At 42.0% G+C, this 19,215-nt stretch carries 19 protein-coding genes; 4 read left to right on the forward strand and 15 right to left on the reverse strand.

Annotated features, from left to right (window positions below):
• Positions 1 to 146 precede the first annotated feature (146 nt).
• From DESYODRAFT_RS14535 to DESYODRAFT_RS14565, 7 genes are all read right to left on the reverse strand, one after another.
• On the reverse strand, positions 147 to 1,607 hold the full coding sequence (locus DESYODRAFT_RS14535) for a cobyrinic acid a,c-diamide synthase CobB (RefSeq protein WP_007784263.1): 1,461 nt from the start codon (positions 1,605 to 1,607) through the stop codon (positions 147 to 149).
• Between the two features lie 211 nt (positions 1,608 to 1,818).
• Entirely contained in the window at positions 1,819 to 2,040 is a 222-nt protein-coding gene (locus DESYODRAFT_RS14540; protein WP_007784265.1) for a hypothetical protein, read from the reverse strand.
• Between the two features lie 36 nt (positions 2,041 to 2,076).
• On the reverse strand, positions 2,077 to 3,135 hold the full coding sequence (gene dsrB, locus DESYODRAFT_RS14545; protein WP_007784266.1) for a dissimilatory-type sulfite reductase subunit beta: 1,059 nt from the start codon (positions 3,133 to 3,135) through the stop codon (positions 2,077 to 2,079).
• Positions 3,136 to 3,172: 37 nt separating this feature from the next.
• Positions 3,173 to 4,396 (reverse strand): dissimilatory-type sulfite reductase subunit alpha, encoded by a 1,224-nt coding sequence (gene dsrA / locus DESYODRAFT_RS14550; RefSeq protein WP_007784268.1) that lies wholly within the window; start codon positions 4,394 to 4,396, stop codon positions 3,173 to 3,175.
• Between the two features lie 32 nt (positions 4,397 to 4,428).
• Positions 4,429 to 4,617, reverse strand: a complete 189-nt coding sequence (locus DESYODRAFT_RS14555) for an ATP-binding protein (protein WP_007784269.1) — start codon at positions 4,615 to 4,617, stop codon at positions 4,429 to 4,431.
• 518 nt (positions 4,618 to 5,135) lie between these two features.
• Positions 5,136 to 6,737, reverse strand: coding sequence for a (Fe-S)-binding protein (locus DESYODRAFT_RS14560; protein WP_007784271.1), 1,602 nt, complete (start codon positions 6,735 to 6,737; stop codon positions 5,136 to 5,138).
• A 46-nt stretch (positions 6,738 to 6,783) separates the two neighbouring features.
• Positions 6,784 to 7,674 carry a respiratory nitrate reductase subunit gamma gene (locus DESYODRAFT_RS14565; protein WP_007784273.1) on the reverse strand — a complete coding sequence of 297 codons (891 nt, stop codon included), beginning with the start codon at positions 7,672 to 7,674 and terminating at the stop codon, positions 6,784 to 6,786.
• 744 nt (positions 7,675 to 8,418) lie between these two features.
• Here DESYODRAFT_RS14565 and DESYODRAFT_RS14570 point away from each other — a divergent pair.
• Positions 8,419 to 9,174 (forward strand): hypothetical protein, encoded by a 756-nt coding sequence (locus tag DESYODRAFT_RS14570; protein ID WP_007784280.1) that lies wholly within the window; start codon positions 8,419 to 8,421, stop codon positions 9,172 to 9,174.
• Between the two features lie 189 nt (positions 9,175 to 9,363).
• On the opposite strand, the gene DESYODRAFT_RS14575 is transcribed toward DESYODRAFT_RS14570, so the two are convergent.
• From DESYODRAFT_RS14575 to DESYODRAFT_RS29570, 4 genes are all read right to left on the reverse strand, one after another.
• On the reverse strand, positions 9,364 to 10,533 hold the full coding sequence (locus DESYODRAFT_RS14575; protein ID WP_007784282.1) for a THUMP domain-containing class I SAM-dependent RNA methyltransferase: 1,170 nt from the start codon (positions 10,531 to 10,533) through the stop codon (positions 9,364 to 9,366).
• 137 nt (positions 10,534 to 10,670) lie between these two features.
• The gene (locus DESYODRAFT_RS14580; RefSeq protein WP_007784283.1) at positions 10,671 to 10,949 is read right to left on the reverse strand and encodes a hypothetical protein; all 279 of its coding nucleotides are present in this window, start codon (positions 10,947 to 10,949) and stop codon (positions 10,671 to 10,673) included.
• A gap of 35 nt (positions 10,950 to 10,984) precedes the next feature.
• Positions 10,985 to 11,755 (reverse strand): alpha/beta fold hydrolase, encoded by a 771-nt coding sequence (locus DESYODRAFT_RS14585; RefSeq protein WP_042338610.1) that lies wholly within the window; start codon positions 11,753 to 11,755, stop codon positions 10,985 to 10,987.
• Positions 11,756 to 12,219: 464 nt separating this feature from the next.
• Complete coding sequence (locus DESYODRAFT_RS29570) at positions 12,220 to 12,345, reverse strand: hypothetical protein (RefSeq protein WP_007784287.1); 126 nt, start codon at positions 12,343 to 12,345, stop codon at positions 12,220 to 12,222.
• A 158-nt stretch (positions 12,346 to 12,503) separates the two neighbouring features.
• On the opposite strand from DESYODRAFT_RS29570, the gene DESYODRAFT_RS14590 reads away from it, so the two are divergent.
• Both DESYODRAFT_RS14590 and DESYODRAFT_RS14595 read left to right on the forward strand, forming a co-directional pair.
• The gene (locus DESYODRAFT_RS14590; RefSeq protein WP_007784288.1) at positions 12,504 to 13,823 is read left to right on the forward strand and encodes an aminotransferase class V-fold PLP-dependent enzyme; all 1,320 of its coding nucleotides are present in this window, start codon (positions 12,504 to 12,506) and stop codon (positions 13,821 to 13,823) included.
• Positions 13,824 to 13,894: 71 nt separating this feature from the next.
• On the forward strand, positions 13,895 to 14,371 hold the full coding sequence (locus DESYODRAFT_RS14595) for a DsrE/DsrF/DrsH-like family protein (protein ID WP_007784289.1): 477 nt from the start codon (positions 13,895 to 13,897) through the stop codon (positions 14,369 to 14,371).
• Between the two features lie 32 nt (positions 14,372 to 14,403).
• Here DESYODRAFT_RS14595 and DESYODRAFT_RS28235 read toward each other — a convergent pair whose 3' ends face one another.
• The gene (locus DESYODRAFT_RS28235; RefSeq protein ID WP_157137181.1) at positions 14,404 to 14,565 is read right to left on the reverse strand and encodes a hypothetical protein; all 162 of its coding nucleotides are present in this window, start codon (positions 14,563 to 14,565) and stop codon (positions 14,404 to 14,406) included.
• Between the two features lie 358 nt (positions 14,566 to 14,923).
• Positions 14,924 to 15,553, reverse strand: coding sequence for a ribonuclease H1 domain-containing protein (locus DESYODRAFT_RS14600; protein WP_007784291.1), 630 nt, complete (start codon positions 15,551 to 15,553; stop codon positions 14,924 to 14,926).
• Positions 15,554 to 15,820: 267 nt separating this feature from the next.
• On the opposite strand from DESYODRAFT_RS14600, the gene DESYODRAFT_RS14605 reads away from it, so the two are divergent.
• Positions 15,821 to 16,483: an AbrB family transcriptional regulator gene (locus DESYODRAFT_RS14605; protein WP_007784293.1), complete on the forward strand. Its 663-nt coding sequence runs from the start codon at positions 15,821 to 15,823 to the stop codon at positions 16,481 to 16,483.
• 161 nt (positions 16,484 to 16,644) lie between these two features.
• Here DESYODRAFT_RS14605 and DESYODRAFT_RS14610 read toward each other — a convergent pair whose 3' ends face one another.
• Positions 16,645 to 18,180 carry a methyl-accepting chemotaxis protein gene (locus DESYODRAFT_RS14610; RefSeq protein WP_007784295.1) on the reverse strand — a complete coding sequence of 512 codons (1,536 nt, stop codon included), beginning with the start codon at positions 18,178 to 18,180 and terminating at the stop codon, positions 16,645 to 16,647.
• 279 nt (positions 18,181 to 18,459) lie between these two features.
• Positions 18,460 to 19,173, reverse strand: a complete 714-nt coding sequence (locus tag DESYODRAFT_RS14615; protein WP_007784297.1) for a class I SAM-dependent methyltransferase — start codon at positions 19,171 to 19,173, stop codon at positions 18,460 to 18,462.
• Positions 19,174 to 19,215 lie beyond the last annotated feature (42 nt).

Consider the following 19,215-nt stretch of genomic DNA (forward strand, 5'->3'; position numbering starts at 1 on the left):
TTACTCATTTTTTTCGGGTAAAAGTTTAATAAACTAACTCAAACATAGAAAATGATAGTAAAAAGATTTCCCATCCAGAAAGCTATTTACTATCATTTAACATAGCGATTTTTAATATATAAATCATTAGAGTTCAACAGGTCATATTAACCTGACATCTTCTCTATCTGTGTCCATTTCGATTGACTGTAAGCAGCAGCTAATTTAATCATACCTTCAGCCCATTCCGGGCAGCCTAGAGCATGAATATGATTATAAGCGGCGAATACATTCTTATAACATATTCCATCATGCTGGCCATCAATCCCATAACCCCGCTTAACTTTCAAGCCAAACTTTGCATAAGGCGCTAAGTTAATAACACGGGAATTATGAAATTCGTGACCCTTTATTTCTGTCTTTTCGTCAAACCAAAGTTGATCAGCATTCGCTTCCATAATTGTATAGCCATGGCCTTGAGGTTTGCTTTCCATTTTAGTATCGAGTGGAAGTAAGCCGACCATCTCATAGCTTTGCGAGGTCGTCTGAATTGAGCGGCCAAGATACATGAGCCCGCCACACTCAGCATAAATCGGCAGTCCTTTTTCTCCAGCTAGTCTAATATCTGTTCTCAACGATACATTATCCTCAAGTTCAGCGGCAAAGACTTCGGGGAAACCTCCGCCAATGTAAAGACCGTCAAGATCACCCGGGAGCTGCTGATCTAAAAGAGCACTAATAGGAACTACCTCAGCTCCTAAGGCTTTTAATACCTCAATGTTTTCCGGATAATAAAAACTAAAAGCAGCATCTTGAATAATTCCGATTTTAGGCTTCGAGCCTCTATTTTTCAAGGAGTATTCAACTGTATCAGGAATAATAGATTCCGAATATCTTGGGAGTTGTGGCGCACTCTGAGCTAAGGTTAAGATTTTATTTAAGTCGACATGTTTACTGATAACATCGGCAAAATAGTCTAACAACTTATCTATTTCATCAACTTCACCATTAGTAATAAGTCCGAGATGACGATCAGGTATACATAGGTTAGCATCTTTGGGAATCGCTCCAACTACAGGAATTTTGCAAAACTCTTCTATGGCTTCTCTAGCCATTTTCTCATGTCGAGCTCGCGCCACTTTATTAAGGACAACGCCAACTATTTGGATACCAGGATCAAAGTGCTGATATCCCATCACCATCGCTGCAATACTCCTGGTCTTTCGGGTAGCGTCTACTACAAATAAAACCGGCGTACGAGTTATCTTGGCTATTTCAGCAGTAGAGCTGCTGCCTTGCAAATCCAAGCCATCATAAAGTCCCATGGCACCTTCAATAATCGTAATCTTCTTATCTGTGGATTGATCGAATACGGAACTGCATATTTCACTTTTTTTCATAAAAAACGAATCCAGATTTCGGCAAGTGTTACCTGCAGCGGCAGTATGCCAACTAGTATCAATATAGTCAGGTCCCTTTTTAAAAGGTTGTACAGCCATCCCTTGCCGTGCAAAAGCTCTGAGTAATCCCAAGGTAAAGGTTGTTTTCCCGCTTCGCCCCTGAGGTGCTCCAATTACTAAGCGAGGGACATTTTTGATATTCTGTTCATTTTGTGATAATGATAACATAATACCCACACCTTTCTTGGAGAATTTAGTCAGGAGAGAATATTACTTACTGCTAATAGTCAAAGATTTGACAGAAGAAAAATTGACCACCCTGAAATCCCGTTCCTATAATGCAGAAATGAATCGGCAGCAACAGGAACATCGGGCATTTAGGATGGTCTATATACATGATTAAAATCTTTATATCCGGCCCATCATAAGGTCAACTCGATTAGTTTGGAGTTTTAACCTTACCTTTTAAGCAAATGAATGTAGTCGTAATGTAGAGATATTCAACGAGGTCCTCAGCAGTAAGTTCTTTTACTGCGTTATCTACATCGCTTTTTTTCTCCCCAATAGCAACTGCAACATCTCTACTCTTGGCTTTTTCAACTTTACCAAGATACTCAAGAATCTTCGCTTTGATAGCGGGATCAGCTGGTCCTCTTGCCATTTTAAAATACCAACTTTCTACATTATTCCTTCAGATTTAGAACTTGAATTGTGCTGAAGTACGGAAAGTCTCTCTGGAGAAGATATAATCGTCAATCAACATTTCTGAGAATGGAAGCTCAGCCATGGCGAAGAATTTCTCCCAGCCAATCCGTTCAACCCACTCACCCACACGCTCTCCTTGACGAGCATTAGCAATCCAGAGTTCAACAATTTTGCGAATTGCTTCGGTCGTCTCAGGCCAACGAGGAGCGGTATTGGGAAGGAATGGAATGACCATACGTGAGAAACTAGGTGCGGTCCGGGCATTGGAGGTTTTACCGCCAATAAGGATCGCAATACCGTCATTCTTAGGATCATAAATTTCCATAGCAGGAGACATTGTGTAGCAGTTACCGCAATACATGCACTTATCTTCATTAACGATAACGCTCTTGTTCTTCGGATCTGGACGAATAGCTCCTGTCGGGCAGCTAGCTACAAGACTTGGAATCTCAGTACCTTTACGAATTACATCGTGGTTGATACGAGGAGGAGTTCTATGAACACCTACAATTGCGATATCACTGCAGTGTGCAGCACCGCACATATTCAAGCAGCAGGCTAAGCCCATTTTTAATTTTGCAGGAAGCTTCATAGTATTGAAGTATTCATACAAGTCATCCATAACTGCTTTTACAACACCTGAAGCATCTGTAGCAGGAGTATGACAGTGTACCCATCCTTGTGTGTGTACGATATTGCTTACGGAATGACCTGTTCCACCAACAGATAGTCCTTCAGCTTCTAATTTAGCGAGCAAAGGATTAAGTTTAGCCTCGTCAGAAACTAAAAACTCGATGTTGTTACGGGTCGTCCAGCGAAGGAATCCATCGCAATATTCGTCAGCGATAACGCAAACATCACGGATGAAATCAATACTGACCAGACGAGGAGTACCTACACGTACACTATACAGGGCGGCGCCGCTTTCTGCAACATGTTTTAGGACGCCTGGACGAGGAATTTCGTGATATTTCCACTGTCCATAGTTTTCTTGTACAATCGGAGGAAGCATCTTTTTATAATGCGGAGGTCCTTGATCTAAAATTGCCATCGTTATCCACCTCTCGTTAGCTACTTATTATTTTAAATTAGAGCTTCGATCCGTCAAGTGCGGTTCCGCTTCTGTCAAGATCATCTTGATTCCAGAATACATACGGGTTAGCACGTGGGCGGAAGACCATTTGCGGTACAGGAGGAACGTCAATACCTTTGAGGAATTTTGTCATTCCTAAGCGATAAATTGTTTCACCAATACGCTCGCGGGACTTACCATGCTCATCCCACCACTCCCAAATACGACGCATGAGGTCTTTAAACTCTTCAAAATCGTCTTCAGCTTCCATTTTCATGAATGGAACAATAACCCAAGACATGAAAGCAGACTGAACAATTGTGGATTTACCACCGATTAAAATAGTAGCGCCCTTTTCTTTTCCTGGTTGAATTGCTTTAGGCATCATATTAATACAATGCATGCAGCGTGTGCAATCCTCGCCTACTACACTGAGCTCCTGTGTCTCAGCATTGAATGTGAGACATTTTGTCGGGCATTTGTCACAAACCAGTCCTTGAACATCGTATTTATTTGCAACATACTCTTTAACAGCATCTTGGTCAATTCTGATGGTATCACGCCAAGTACCGATTACGGAGCAGTCGGAGCGAGCAATAGAAGAAGTACAGTCGTTTGCACAACCAGAGAACTTAATTTTGCTCTTATATGGCCACATAGGACGATGAAGCTCATCCATGAATTCGTTCGTAACATTATAACATGCTTCGAGAGTGTCATAGCAAGCATGTTCGCAACGTCCTGGTCCGACGCAGCAGTTAGGAGTTCTTAGGCAGGAACCTGAACCGCCGAGGTCAAATCCAGCTTCACTAAACTCATCGAAAATAGGTTGAATATGCTCTGTTTTACATCCTAAGAGAATGATATCCCCTGTGGAACCATGCATATTGGTCAAACCACTTCCATGTTTCTCCCAAATATCACATACGGTACGAAGTGCTTGAGTATTGTAGAACCATCCAGATGGTTGAAGTAAACGGATCGTATGGAACTCAGCAACATTCGGGTAAGTTTGAGGCTCATCTACATAACGGCCGATTACGCCGCCGCCGTAACCTCTAACCCCAACAATTCCACCATGCTTCCAATGTCCTCTGCGCTCTACATAGGATCTTTCCAAGACTTGGAGCAATTCGCCTGCAGCTTCACTCTTCACTGCAGCACGCTTAATTTCCGTCACAAAACTGGGCCATTTACCTTTTTCCAGCTCGTCCAGTAGTGGCGTTTTCTTTTCTGTCATGGCACACCCTCCGTCTTCTAGTTTATGGGTCCTTACATTTCAGTAATGCTGATAGCACCAGTCGGACAAACTGATGTACAACTCTCACAGCCCATGCACTCTGATTCATCACCAGTTACATGAGCCTTGTCCTCACTAAAGCCAAGCAGGTGAGCTGGGCATCCTTCTGTACAAGAGTCACATCCTGAGCACAGATCTTCATCGATTGATACAATAAACACAAAAAACACCTCCTTAAACTATTAAAGAGAACAAACAAACATGGGACACTGGGAAACTTTTCACTTGTGTAAATTAACACTAGTCCATGTACTTAATTTAACACCTTGAGTTCCATTCGTACAATATATAATACAGATTGTACTATATTGAAAACTAATTATGAATCCGTTGCCGGCCACAATCGTTCATCCTGTGACAATGGCCTATTCTCTGCTTCATTTGATACCGGACATTATGAATACATGGTTTTTCCGGCACTTGCTGCGCCTAAATAGTCCTCTGGCTGTGATCCCTTTTAAAACCACTCCCGCAAAGGGGTTTCTGTTTTATAGCGGTTAGTAGGAGCGCATCAATAGCCAGGATAAATGGTGGCGTAATAGTGATTGTAATGGTGGTGTAATTCTGACATCATTACCGAACTATTGAAATGGGTGCGAATAATAAGGGGTTGAAAATGGACCATTCAGAAACTGAAATGGTCCATTCCATAAAATCTTGGGTTCCAAAATCGATACAATTATTCTAAAAACTCAAGAAATGGTTTTTTCAGACTTACGAGAGCATTTACCATAAGTTCGACTAAACCACCATACTGAAGGTTGAACTTTTCGGTTGCATCATAATGCTCTAAGATACCGCGCATTGCACCCTTGCAGTTGGAACATGGCGCACAGATATATTTGGGGGTTGAGGTGTCTTCCATAGTCCCCTTGAAAGCCCCCAGAATCTGGTTGAATTTCATCCGTGAAGCCACCTGTGTTCTAAACTCCGGGAAGTTCGCGTAATTCATGATAGCAAATCCACTTCCCCCGCCGCAACAGTAATTATCGACACCATGAGGAGTCATTTCCCTAAACTGCGGACAGATAGCTTTAAGTGTACTGCGCTGAGGTTCAACAATCCCCATTTGACGTACCACGTTACAAGGATCGTGAAGAGTTACCGGAAAATTGTTCTTACTGGGATCAAGGATCAAACGTTTAGTCTTCACCATATCCCAAAGAAGCGGCAAACAACTCTCCACCGGAATTCTGTCAGGCATCATACGATCACCACTAATCATCGAAGCCTTATGGGCATGTCCGCACTCCGCCACCACTAGTCTCTTTACACCAATTTCTTTGGCTACTTTCATCTGCATCATAGCAATTTTTTTAGCTTGAGCATCATCATACCACAGCCCGTAGTTTACACTGTCATACCCCATGATCTCACTGCTGAGAGTCCAATTTAAGCCGGCTTCATCAAAGAGAATGGCGAAAGCAACAGGATTTTCCGGCCAAGCCATAAACTCCCCCGCATTATGCAGCACTAAGATATCGGCATTCTTCTTATCGACGGGAAACTTAAGTTTAATGCCAAATTTTTCTTCCGTATCTTCTTCTAAAAACTCAAGGGTGTCCATAAAAGCGGGTTTACTTAATCCGGTTGAGGAACCGGTTTTTAATTGAAGCATTGTCCCCTTAGTATGAAGAGGCGTGGGGGCAATCCCCATTTCCTGGCTGAATATCTTCCTGATTTCTTTGGAGAGAATAGAATTATCCAAGCCTAATGGACATGTTTGAGCACAGCGGCGACAAAGATTACAGCGATACGCTAATTCACCCAGACGGGCAATGGTTTCCCAATTGACATCGATATCCGCCCCAACAAAGCCACCAAGGAGTCTGCCGCTCGTCGTGAAATATTTCTTGGCAATTTTTCGCAAAACCTCTGAGCGAAAGATAGGACGGTACATCTCATTGTTACTTGTGGCGGTATAAATATGACAAGCATCCGAACAGGTATTACATTTGGCACAGTATTCATAAGACAATAAAAGAGGCTGAAGAACTCCATTATTGGCATCAGAAAAGATCTTTTCCAAGCCGCTAAGGAATTTCCTGACAAATTCATCTTCTTCCTCTTTCGATTTTGGCCGGGTCAGAGTATCAATTCCCACATAACCATCTAAGGATGTACAGTATTTCTCTTTCCAAGCAGGTTTAGGATCGGTCAGAGGGGGTTCCATACCAGGCTTATCAAACGGGGCTAATAAAGGCATAAGATTATCCAGCTTAATGAGTTGATCATCGGATCGCCCCATATCTTTTGGACATAGATCGTTTTGATTTATCATTCTTTGATCTCCTTTTTCCATAAAGTTGACGCACAAGAATCAAAGCTTATTTTTCGGGTGTGGCGGGTGGATTAATATGAGGGGCAGACCAAGATGTCGTCGGACGGAAGGAGGATGCATTTTTTATTTGCTGCTCAACGTCACTACCCTTAAGATTGGGGTTATTATCCCACAAAACCTTATGGAACGTGAAATACTTTCCAACATAGTGACTCATTTTGCTGATTGGAATATAAATCAACATTATACCGACAAGGACTATATGCAGGGTAAGTAAGCCATTGGCATCAAAAGGAGTAAAGGTTACGAGGTTCGCCGTCACTTCTCTTGCATACCCAAAGGATAAATCATTGCCCCACGTAAAAATTCCGGTAACTATTGCCGCAAAGAGCAGCAGAAGGTTAAAATACTCCTGAGGAGTTGTATATTTCTTCAATGTATTATCCGTCAATCGGCGGAGAAACAACAAGCCGGAACCTAACGCACCAAGAGCCAGGCCTAAATATCCTACAAATGCCGACACGTAAAAAAGCAACAGCCCCAAGATATTTGAACTGTTTGCTGCAACTTGAATTCCGTCGAGTACAAAAAGCGCCCCAATAACCAATAAGATCGTCCAAGCCATTAATAAGTAAATTCCTAAATGCAGAGCGTAAGAAATCCACCAGAACGGGCGTTGGTTTTCAAATAACTTTTTAATAAATATAATTTCTTTGAGCATTTCTATGATTTCTCTCATGTGAGAAACCTCATGTGGTTTGCTCCACCAAGCTACCTCTTCGTAGTAAGAACCTCCATGTTCGTACCCTTTTTCTTTAGGGACAGGATAGAGATCCATTCGCCCGTGAAAGGGCATCTTTGCGAATTGGTACGCCTTGTAAATAGATATACCTAGGAAAAGAACTATGGAAACATAAGAAATGATACTAAGAATCACAACCCTAACCTCCTCTTCTTATTATCTATGCACATTTTAGTTTAAGATAGTTTATATAGCTTGTAAAATTATCATTTCTCATTATACTATCGCAGAAATTGATGACCATGAAATTTGAAATATTCAGAGTAAATTTAAGTTTTATTGTAGTAATTATTCGAATTTTAGCAAAAACAAAGAGCATCTCCGAAGGATACCTTGGCAGAGATGCTCTTTAATACTATCTTTGCTAAATAGCTGCTATTGTTCTAGAAGATTACTCCGAGGGCAATCAAAATAAGAATAGCAATCGCAATAATGCCTACGCCGACAAAATTTCCAGTGCTGCCACCGCCACAAACTCCATATCCGTACATACAGGTTCCTCCTTTCAACTCATGAATAAACCTTAATTTTAACTAGAATACAATCCCCATTGCAATGAGCAGAAGAATGATAACTACGACAACTGCAATACCTGATAACCAGTTAGATCCACCGCCACATGCTCCATCGCCAGTTCCGCCAAATGTCATTTTATATTCCTCCATTTCCTTTTAATTTATGGTTGATTTGCTTAATTTAAAATATGCCTTAGAAGGTATTTTGTTACATATTATGGAAATATTTTTGGATTTAATTTCCTCTTTCCGGATAATGGATTCTGAATGCTCTTAGGTTATCAGGGACACTTTATTATTCGTTGGTTTTGGTATAACATAAGAATAGCTTGTATTATGCCGTAAAAACACAAGGAGGAACTCTATGAAAGCATTGATAACGCTAACCTCAAGTGAATCGAAACGACTTATTGCCAGAGGAATAAAGGGAATGCCCAGTGTACAGAACGCCCTAGAAAAACATACGATTATTGTAGCCGGAGGGACATCCAACGCCTTTGTGGCTGAAGAATTACTTAATGTTCAGATTAAGGACAAAACAGGTTATACTATTGGCATCGTCACTAAAGGCGAGTTGGGAATTAGTCAATCTTCCCAAAAGACTCCTCCCTACGTTATCTGTAAAGGGCAGGCTCTGAACGTTTCCTGGAACGATTATTTACCTAAGCTGCAAAGCGGTGACATTTTTATAAAAGGCGGAAATGCTGTCGATCATACCGGCTTAGCCGCTGTCATGGTTTCAAGTTTAACGGGAGGAACGATTGGGGCTGCCCAGGGAATCCTTTATGCCCGGGGCATCGAATTAATCGTGCCTATCGGGCTTGAAAAAATGGTTCCCGATGTTCGTGCAGCGGTTGAATTCATGACTAAATCCACTGTAGACGAAGCAATTGGACTTAAGGTTGGGCTTATTCCCATGGTTGGAGCAACCGTTGTCACAGAATTGACTGCCCTGGAAACTCTTTATGATATTGAAGCCCGTTGTATTGCAGCAGGCGGCGTTGATGGTTCAGAAGGTTCTGTTACAATCGCTATTGAAGGATTAGATGAAGAAGTTCAACGAGCTCTCCAAGCTGTGAAGTCTTTAAAAGGTGAGCCACCGGTATCGGTTCACTACTAATTCCCGACCAGCCTGATAAAAACTCATTTAGCAAATTGCCTCTATGGCTATTCAAGAAACTTTAGTGATATAAGAGCCCGTTGCTGCCTTAGCGTAAGGCTCAAAACCCTAATGATAAACAGGGTCTGCCTATTAATGTATATTAATAAGGCAGACCCTGTTTATCTTTGGCTAAAGTTTAAATTTCATTTAAGCTTTTCTGTTCTTATCATCCTTCGTGTATGGTTCTCTGGGCGGACGCGGACCAAAAAATTGAAAATAATGACACTCCAGCCGTCCATTATAGAGCTTGCGACTTTTATCCCAACGCCGTCCGATTAACCGTTCCGGGAATTGGTGAGTCGTAAGAATATGTAAGGACCAATTATCTAAACCCTTAAATGTTTCACCTAATTCAAGATAAAGCCCCTCAACGTCTTTAGTATCCCCTAGTCGTTCACCATAGGGTGGATTAGCTATCATATGCCCGTATTTAAATCGGGACCTTACTTCAGCCACAGGCAGTTTCTGAAAATGTATAAGCCCTTCTACGCCCGCCTCGACAGCGTGGGTTCGAGCTAATGCCAATGCGTTAGGATCAATATCAGAACCGTAGATATGTAATGGAGCACTGCGTTCCCAAAGGTCTAACCCTTCTTGCCACGCTTCCTGCCAGGCTGCCTTAGGAATATTAGGCCATTTTTCCGCTGCAAAGCTTCTTTTAAGGCCTGGTGCCCGGTTTTGAGCTATCAAAGCAGCTTCGATGGGAATCGTCCCGGTTCCGCAAAAAGGGTCAATCAAGGCCCGATCCCTGTTCCAGAAACTTAACTGAATCATAGCTGCTGCTAAGGTTTCTTTAAGGGGGGCCTGACCGGCGAGCTGCCTGTATCCGCGTTTGTGCAATCCCAACCCTGAGGTGTCAATAGTTAAAGTCACCCGATTATTTAAAAGAGCGACTTCAATCTGGTAACGGGGTCCAGTCTCTTCAAACCAGCTGCGGCCGTATTTTTCCTTGAGGCGTTCCACAATCGCCTTTTTGACAATGGCTTGGCAATCTGAAACACTATACAGCTTAGATTTTATGGATTTTCCCTGGACCGGGAAATTTGCATCCTCAGGCAGCCATTCTTCCCAAGGAAGGGATTTTGTCTGTTGAAAAAGCTCTTCGAACGTCTGGGCTTCAAAGGAGCCCATTTTTAATAAGACACGATCGGATGTTCGTAACCAGAGATTTGTCCGGCAAATTCCCAACTCATCCGTTGTAAACGTAACTCTCCCATTTTCAACAACCAATTGATCATACCCAAGTTTTTTAAGTTCACGAGCAACGATGGATTCTAAACCAAACGCGGCCGTGGCGATAAGCTCGATTTTTGCCATCTGGATCAACCTCTCCTAATTAACCGGATATACGTCTATACCCTTTTGCTTAAAAGGACTTAATTCAGTTTGTGTTTTTTGAACCGCATCACTTTCTCTACTATCATAAGTGGTGTTCGTCCAAATGGCAAGTTTGATCAGATTGCGTCTTCTACATCTACGGTTATCCCCACTGTCATAACTTCCAGAATCTCCTTGGACTCTATAATCCTTTCGGAGGATTGAGTTACCCATGCTCCTTCTTTATCCTTAACTAAGCATCGGCGATTTTCTTCCACCCTCCAGGTATCTTCAAAAATTTTTTCAAAGTACTGCTCTCGTAAGGTTTCTTTCATTAGTTCAACCACATGGTTTAGCATTGAATCGTCATAGTCATCCAAGGCTACATTAACAAATGCACTTATTGTTTTTTTCACTCATTACCCTCACTCACGCTTGTCATTGATAAATGTTATTCTTTAGACGATATTTGAGCTGAAAAGTCACTTATAGCTTCATTGACCTGATCCGGCTTTTCCAGCATAACCATATGCCCTGCCTCCGGTATCCGCACTATGGTTGAATAGGATAATTCTTTATGAAGAAACTCCGAATATTTAAGGGGAGTCATTTGATCATCTTGGCCACAGATGATTAAGGCCGGATTAGAGATATTGTTAATACGATCTATGATATCAAAGTTATTGCATGCCCTGAAATCTGCCAGGTAAACATTCGTTGGAATAGTTTTCATTTCTTCGGCGGCTTTTACTAAGACATCCGGGTTAATCTTAGGGGAATACTGGTATTTTATTGTTTCTATTGGATGCTCACCTCTCGTTAAAGCATCCAGCATCCCGGGATTTACTCTTAACCGTGCCCCGCTGGCAACAATAATCAGGCCATAAGCTGCTTCGGGATAAGCCAGCCCCAGCTCTAGTGCGATCCCCCCGCCCATAGAATGCCCGGCAATAATAAACTTCTTTAAGTTTAAGGCTTGAGCAAAGCTCCAAACAAATTCACAATACGCTATTATGTTATCGGCGGCTGATCCTTCCGAACGGCCATGCCCCGGGAGATCAGGGGCAATCAAGTTGCAGCCTTGGATTCCCCCTAATTGATGCGTCCACTTTTTTCCTGATCCGCCGGCACCATGAACAAATAATACGGTTGGCAAGTCGGCCTGGAAATCGGAATTTTGGTCATAATACATGTTCTTTCCCTGAATATTTATGTATGGCACTCCTCTAATCCCCTTCCATTTTCTCAATAAGACTTAGCTCCAAAACTTTCGTAATATTCGGATTACTAATATTAGGAAATCATATAAAATTCCATTAGTCAAGCACTAATTACGTTTTGTCTCTTAAGCAAGCATTAGATTAACCATTCTGGGAAACCTAAATAAGTACATCCGTTCAATCCCTCATGCAGAATCAGTGACTTGAAATCCGGATGTTCCTAAGATTTTGGAAAAGGAGAGAATCACCTGAAATGAGTAATAAGAAAACTGACAAGTCGAGAACACATGCCGCTAATCTCGATGATAACCGCCAGAACTCAGATAATGATCAGAAACGATTTCCGACAAATCCTACCAACAAACCTAAGGACCGTTTCTAACGATAACATTATCGCAGCATTATTTTAAGGGCTGTTAACAACCCCATGGTTGCTAACAGCCCTATTAATGATAGTATCAATAATTTATGATTTTTCCCCTGAGTCTTCTTTGACCTTCTTCTGTTCCTGTTTAAATTCGGCACTTCGGGAATCATACTTGGCACTAGTATACCCCTTAGTATGCTTTTGTATCTCGCCTGACTTTTTCATACTTACCTCCAGCCTTTTAATTTCTGCAACCAATCTTATTATGTTTCGGGAACACAAATATCATGTAGTTAAGTACTTCTGTCACCTTTTCTTCTATAAATAAATATCATGCTAACAGAGTAATAAAGCCTTTGATATTACCAGATAGAGGTGATAGCGTGAATTTAAGTTTTAAATTATCCCGATCGAATTATAGGCATCTGGTTGTAGGTGTTGATACGAAAGTTCCCCTCCAAAACGGACAATACACCACCGCCATCAATTTTGACAACGCAGCTTCTACCCCTCCCTTTGTATCTGTTATGGAGGAAATCAATCATTTTGCACATATGTATTCTTCAATTCATCGCGGCACAGGGTATAAATCGAGGGTTTCTTCGAAACTCTTTGAAGAAGCAAGGTCTACCGTTCTTAAATTTGTAAATGCCGACCCCTTTAGAGATACTGTCATTTTTGTCAAAAATACGACAGAAGGGATTAACAAATTATCCTATCGACTATGGGATGGAAACAAAAAAAGTGTGATTCTGTCAACTTGGATGGAGCATCATTCCAATGATCTCCCGTGGAGAAACAAGTTTCAAGTCGATTATGTGCAAACAGATTCCACCGGAAAATTAAGCCTTGAAGATCTCGAGACCCGATTAATAAAGCATAAGGGCAATGTAAAACTCGTAACAGTTACCGGGGCTTCTAATGTTACCGGATATGTAAACCCGATACATAAAATTGCTGAACTGACCCACCGCTATCAGGCAAAAATTCTGGTTGATGGCGCACAATTAGTCCCCCATAACTCAATCAATATGAACCCGAAGAATCCGCTCCAACGCATCGATTATCTCACCTTTTCCGCCCATAAAATGTACGCTCCTTTTGGAACCGGTGTGCTGATCGGCCCACAAGAAACCTTTCAGAAAGGCGTCTCAGAGTTTGTCGGAGGAGGAACTGCCGAAACTGTGACCCATAATTGGGTAGTGTGGGAACCTCCCCCCCATAACGAAGAAGCAGGTACTCCTAATCTGATGGGGGTCATTGCGCTTGTGGCAGCGATAAAAACCCTTACGTCTTTAGGTATGAAAAATATCGATCATTATGAGAATCAACTCACGACCTATGCCAACTCTAAACTGAAATCGATTCCCGGTATTACTCTTTATTCTCATACGGACCCTGGCGAGCCTAGAATCGGTGTGATTCCTTTTAATATCAAAGGGATCGCCCATGAGCAGGTTGCCAGAATTCTCTCAAATCAAGCCGGAATTGCAGTACGAACCGGTTGCTTTTGTACTCAGCCCTATATTCAAAGGTTACTGTCAATTTCGCCAAAACAAATGGATTTCTATCGCAAACGCAGAGATGTTCCCCGCCCCGGTATCGTTCGTCTTAGCTTTGGATTATACAATGATTTTAGTGAAATCGATATCCTGACTCAATTGCTTGAACGAATCGTCCGTCATCCAGCATCTTACATTTAACGCACCTAATATAAATGCCCCTTTCTACTTATAATAGGATTTGTATAAACAATCCTAAAGGGGTGCAAGCATTGAATAAAAAAATGAACTTACTTATGTTCAGCGGCGACTATGATAAAGCTCTGGCGGCACTGATACTTGCTAATTCTGCCCGTGAGCTGGATGTTGATGTAACGATGTTCTTCGCGTTTTGGGGGCTCTGTCTGGTTCGCGATCCTGAAAAAGTGACCTCAGAGGATAAGACCGTTTACGAAAAAATGTTCGGGATGGCCACGCCAAAAGGACCGGAAGAGCTGCCTCTCTCGCGCATGAATATGGTCGGTCTGGGTAAACACATGCTTCTGGAAATGATGGAAGATGAAAAAGCTCCTTCTCTGACGGATTTTCTCAACGGAGCACGAAAAAAGGGCGTAAAATTTTATGGCTGCAAGCTCTCGGTTGATGTGATGGGCTTTAAAAAAGAAGAACTGCTCCCAGAAGTTCAAATCATTACCGCGAAAGACTATTTAGCCGATGCCCTGGAATCAGATATGCAGCTCTTTATCTAAATCAGCAAAACCCCCACCCATGGTGGGGGTTATTAATCGGGGATATTCCATTCTTCGGCACAGGAATCCGCCAACGAATCTACACCTCCGTCGATTCTCTGAAAAAGAAGACTCTCATTTTCATTATCAGATGATGCTGCGCCGGCGGCATGGAAGGCTACTCCGAAAAACTCATCCTTAAAAATACCTCTCAAAACCGCCCTGAAGAATCCCTAGACCCGCAATCAGGGCAGATTCGTCCACAGAAGCGAACCCATTGCATGGAGAGGCGTTAAAAGCTCACAAGCCGATGCGGGGATACGGAGCCACGGGTTCACATCAGGTACTACCCTGAGGTTTGGCGAAGTCCCGCATCGGCGAGTGGGCCAGCCTCGGAGTGCTGCGGTAAGCGGATGTGGGCGAAGCTGCCCGACCCGAGTGACCCCCTTTTCATCCTCTGCCGGTGCCAAGTTAGCGGCATAGATGGCCAACTCGGCAGAATCCTTTGGTCGTCAAATTGGCCTGCGCAGACCAATTTGGGACAACCAGGGGAACCCTACTGAACAAACCTTTTCACTTAGTCCTACTTATCCCTAAGGCTTGTTTAGCCAACAGATCAACATAATCATTAAACCGGTCTCCGCTATGACCGGCAACCTTTTGGAATTCGTACAGTCCGTGATGCGCCCGCATAAATGCCACATAGGCTTGTGTAAATTTATTTTTTGCCTGCCAATCTCCGGTAACCCAGTGGGAAATTCCAGAATAGTCGTGGTAGATACGAATACGCACATTAAGAGATTTCGCTTTTTCTACCGCATGGCACACAGCCGCAATTTCACCTGCCACATTCCTCATGCCGGCTGCTTCAAGGTCTTCCCCGACTCCGTTATTTTCATGAACAATCCGGCCATCTTTCACAAAGGCATATCCATAGGAATATTTGCCTTTTGCATAACTGCCGTCCGTATAAACATCAAAATCCACATCCCTTGCAGTCTTTGCCCTATCTTCGTTACCGCTGTCCTGGCGAGGGGTCGTGTCCTCACTCCCGTTCAGCCATTCAAGCGCTTCAGCTTTTGTTTCAAACCCTTTAAATACAGCTCCTTTGTACCCTTTAACAGATGCCTGGCATTCCGCCCAATTATCAAAAATTCCGGTCTTATGTCCCTTTTTCACTATGTAAAAATTTTTCTTAGCCAAGATTTCATCCCCCAATAGAATCTTTCCATACCCCTGTATGCCTGATTAGGAACTATTATTATACACGTTTGGATAGAAAATGTTAAATACCCATGAACACAAAATACAATCCATTTTTAATGGAATCTTATATCTCAAAATCAAATTGCGAGCATATAATTAAATATAATGAATATTCAAAATATTCCCTTAACCGTTTGTTAAGGCTCTTGTCACATTTGATCTTAACCTTATTAGATAAAAAATTCTTGAAGGAGGAGTATCTAAATGGAAACTTATCGAGTGAAGGTTGGCACCAAAGGAGAAATTGTTTTACCTGTTGAATTGCGGGAACTCTTGGGACTTGTTGAAGAAGATGCTTTGGATTTATGCATTGATTCAGAAGGTAAAGTATTTGTACGAACGGCTGAACGATCTGTCCGGCCACTTTGCGATTTCTTTGAAGACTTAATTGTAAATGACCTGCTTGCTAAGGGCTGCAGCGGGGATTGCCTGAAAAAGAAACTCTTGGAACGCAAATTGAAATTAAGTACCATCCTTGACCGTTTATCTGAAGACAGTTTCAGAGCACATAAAAATGGTCAAATAATCAAGTGCTGGGATGCCCAGGCCTTAACATCCTTAGGTATTCAAAAGGTCCCTAAGGGCACATACGATGTAAGAATTACCGCCCGTGGCATTCATGATCTGGTCGCCCTTCGCAAAGAAGAGCTTAGAGAAATCACAGGAGTATTTGAACGGTTAGAACAAGACCCGTTTGCTTATAAGAGACTAAGAGGGCCGTATTATGAGACTTATCGTGTTTCTTTCCGCTGTGGAACTAAGGAGTGCCGAGTTGTTTACACCATATTCGAACCTGAAAACTTAATTGTTATTATAACGGTTGGCGCGCGTAAAGTCATTTATGAGCGGCTCAATGGCATAGCCTAAAGACTTGAATTGTTTACTGACGAAAACAAGAAAATTAATTAACGTTTTGAGATAGTATAAGAGTAAGGAAGCCCGAAAAATCGGCCTTCCTTTTCCATTTCACATAAAACAATTTCATAAAACAACTTAGTTAGACCCGGCTCAGAATCAAGTTCGCGGTTTTAACAGTCGGCACATTCACTGCCACAATTAAGATGACTTTGATTGCTTCCGAACAATCGAATCCCTTTGCCAGTCATATCTTCAACTGCCATGGCTACTTTGTCTAACTGGCCAAAAATGCTCTTAGATAGTTTTTCTGCTCCGCTATAATGTTGTTGAGCCGTTTCTTGCCGACCCGCTTTAACTGCTTCTATACCCAGCTGCCCAATTTTATGAAACTCACTGTGAATAGTTTCGATTTTTCCCCACTCATCGGCGATTACGCCGTCAGAGATTTGAACTGCATGATAAAAATGCCCGAAGGCACACTTAGACGCATCAGTCTGCAGCGGATATACCTTCATTTCCTCGACCATTCGTTTAAAGTTTTCCAACCAATTGGCATGGGCTTTTTTCGCATTACTTATTGTCGCTAAAAATTCCTGATTGTCCAACGAATTGCTGCTGCCCTGCAGGGCCCGCATTTGTTCCTTAACAATAGTGGAAATATCATCATCAATTTTTGCAATCTCCTTGGCATAGTCGGCACTGGCCAAAGCATCTTTGTGAATTATTTGGGTCATTAACGTCAGCTCTTCCGCATCACGGCTGGACACATCCATTGCTTGATTTATCTCGTTTGTGGCAATTTTTATTCCCTCCATGGATTGATTAATGAGCTGAACATCACTAATGGTCGTATTCAGCATATCGACGTTTTTTTCCATTGTATCTGTGATCGTATCGATCTTCAGGCTCATTTCCTCAGTTAAGGACATAGTGTTATCCATGCTTTGTTTTCCTTCTTTGGCAGCTGTTTGAATGTTCCCGACAAACGACTTCATACTTTCAAGGCTTTTCTTAGTATCATCTGCCAATTTCCTTATTTCTTCGGCCACAACAGAAAAGCCCCGTCCATTTTCGCCAGCCCTTGCCGCTTCTATGGAAGCGTTTAGTGCCAAGAGATTTGTCTGCTCTGCTATCTCTCCAACGCCCTGAACGATTGTATTGACTCTGTTCGCCATTTCCACTAACTGAGCTATTTTTTCTCCCATAATATTAGCATCAAGCATAACTCGATCCTTTAATTCATTAACCTCTCTTAATTGATTTAAACTTACGTGATTGTTTTGAACGAGGTCTTCTGAAGCACCCGCTAATTGGGACAATGTGGTAGAGGTTCTTTCTACGGTAGAATTTACTTCGTTCATTCCGGCGTTGGTTTGTTCAACAACGGCTAGATTTGATTCGCTCAGCAAGGCCATTTTTTTAGCGAAATCAATCAATTGATGAGCAATATGGGTCATATTGACATCAAAACTGCTTAAGGTTGCCGCAATATTTAATAATTTTCTTGTTGACAAACCCATTTGTCGTTCATTATCAAACAGTTTTTTAAAGAAATGGACCATCTTCTTGTGAATTGGGTAGTCTACCTTGGGTTCGACAGCTTCTATCCCCTGTAACCTCTCTTCGACATAGTCAAAAATAAAGGTTGTTTCTTCGCATGGTGCTTTTTTAGAAAAGATGTTTAATACGTTTCCTATGCTTTTCATAGTACTATCTCCCTCTCTTTTTCTTGCAATTCTGCTTTTCCTGCGTACTAAAATTAACTTACGGCATAGGGTTCAGTCGCCATATTTCCATTACTTTCTACTTATTCAACGTATTTTTTAAAATTCCTTTGGTAATGGAAGTCATATTGAAGATTTTCTCTTTTAGTAGGTATTTAATTTGAGCTTGATCAGCATTAAAAAAAATGATTGCCTTTGTTTAGCCAAACAAAGGCAATCATTTTTTTAATAATGTGTATATTAGGTCCTTAGCTTACTTGGTTATACACTTGCAGCTACAATTGTGGCCGGTGAGCTCTCTGTCCACGGGGCTTTATCATAACTTCCCCACCAACCGGATATCTTCCAGCCGGTCTCCTGCATAGCTTTTTTTAAGAGGTCACTTGTAATAGGGAACAAAATGTTAACTCCGGATACTACCTGTTTAGTCTCTGGAAACTCGATCTTCATCGAGAAATCAAGTTTTCCATCCTCTCTATAAGTATAGTACCGGTAAAAGGTGAGCTGAGCAGTCTTGATAACAGGCAATTCCTGGACATGATCAGCTAATATCCTATCATAGTTCACGGTTTGTAATAATAAGCGGGTTCCTTTTTCCCTAAACTGAGCTAAAACCTGATTTAACTCTGCTTCTCCGGACACATGAGCTAAGGTATTGCCTAAACACAGGACTCCATCAAATTCTCCCTGTATCTCTCTGAGGTCCCGCATATCAGCTTTGGCAAAGGTCGCACCGCTTCCTCTCTCCCGTGCTTTTTCTTTGGATATTTCGACCATTTCCTCACTTAGATCCACCCCCAACACCCTTACATCCTTCCGGCTTATTTCCAAGGCAAATGTGCCCGTGCCACAGCCGATATCCAGTACGGATGTCAGAGCTTCCTGCTTTAAATAATCATGCAGGAAAAGTTTCTGGGGTTCTTTTAACGGAAATAGTTCATCATAGTATTCAGATAAGGCGCGGTAGAAATCCATCCTGTTTCCCTCCTCTCTCTATCCAAGGTGAATTCTCTTTAA

It is taken from the genome of Desulfosporosinus youngiae DSM 17734 (assembly GCF_000244895.1).
GTDB classification, from domain to species: domain Bacteria; phylum Bacillota; class Desulfitobacteriia; order Desulfitobacteriales; family Desulfitobacteriaceae; genus Desulfosporosinus; species Desulfosporosinus youngiae.

Coding starts and splice junctions, on each gene's coding strand:
- DESYODRAFT_RS14535 (WP_007784263.1), bottom strand. CDS start 1,607: ATGTTATCATTATCACAAAATGAACAGAATATCAAAAATGTCCCTCGC.
- DESYODRAFT_RS14540 (WP_007784265.1), bottom strand. CDS start 2,040: ATGGCAAGAGGACCAGCTGATCCCGCTATCAAAGCGAAGATTCTTGAG.
- dsrB (WP_007784266.1), bottom strand. CDS start 3,135: ATGGCAATTTTAGATCAAGGACCTCCGCATTATAAAAAGATGCTTCCT.
- dsrA (WP_007784268.1), bottom strand. CDS start 4,396: ATGACAGAAAAGAAAACGCCACTACTGGACGAGCTGGAAAAAGGTAAA.
- DESYODRAFT_RS14560 (WP_007784271.1), bottom strand. CDS start 6,737: ATGATAAATCAAAACGATCTATGTCCAAAAGATATGGGGCGATCCGAT.
- DESYODRAFT_RS14570 (WP_007784280.1), top strand. CDS start 8,419: ATGAAAGCATTGATAACGCTAACCTCAAGTGAATCGAAACGACTTATT.
- DESYODRAFT_RS14575 (WP_007784282.1), bottom strand. CDS start 10,533: ATGGCAAAAATCGAGCTTATCGCCACGGCCGCGTTTGGTTTAGAATCC.
- DESYODRAFT_RS29570 (WP_007784287.1), bottom strand. CDS start 12,345: ATGAAAAAGTCAGGCGAGATACAAAAGCATACTAAGGGGTATACTAGT.
- DESYODRAFT_RS14605 (WP_007784293.1), top strand. CDS start 15,821: ATGGAAACTTATCGAGTGAAGGTTGGCACCAAAGGAGAAATTGTTTTA.
- DESYODRAFT_RS14610 (WP_007784295.1), bottom strand. CDS start 18,180: ATGAAAAGCATAGGAAACGTATTAAACATCTTTTCTAAAAAAGCACCA.
- DESYODRAFT_RS14615 (WP_007784297.1), bottom strand. CDS start 19,173: ATGGATTTCTACCGCGCCTTATCTGAATACTATGATGAACTATTTCCG.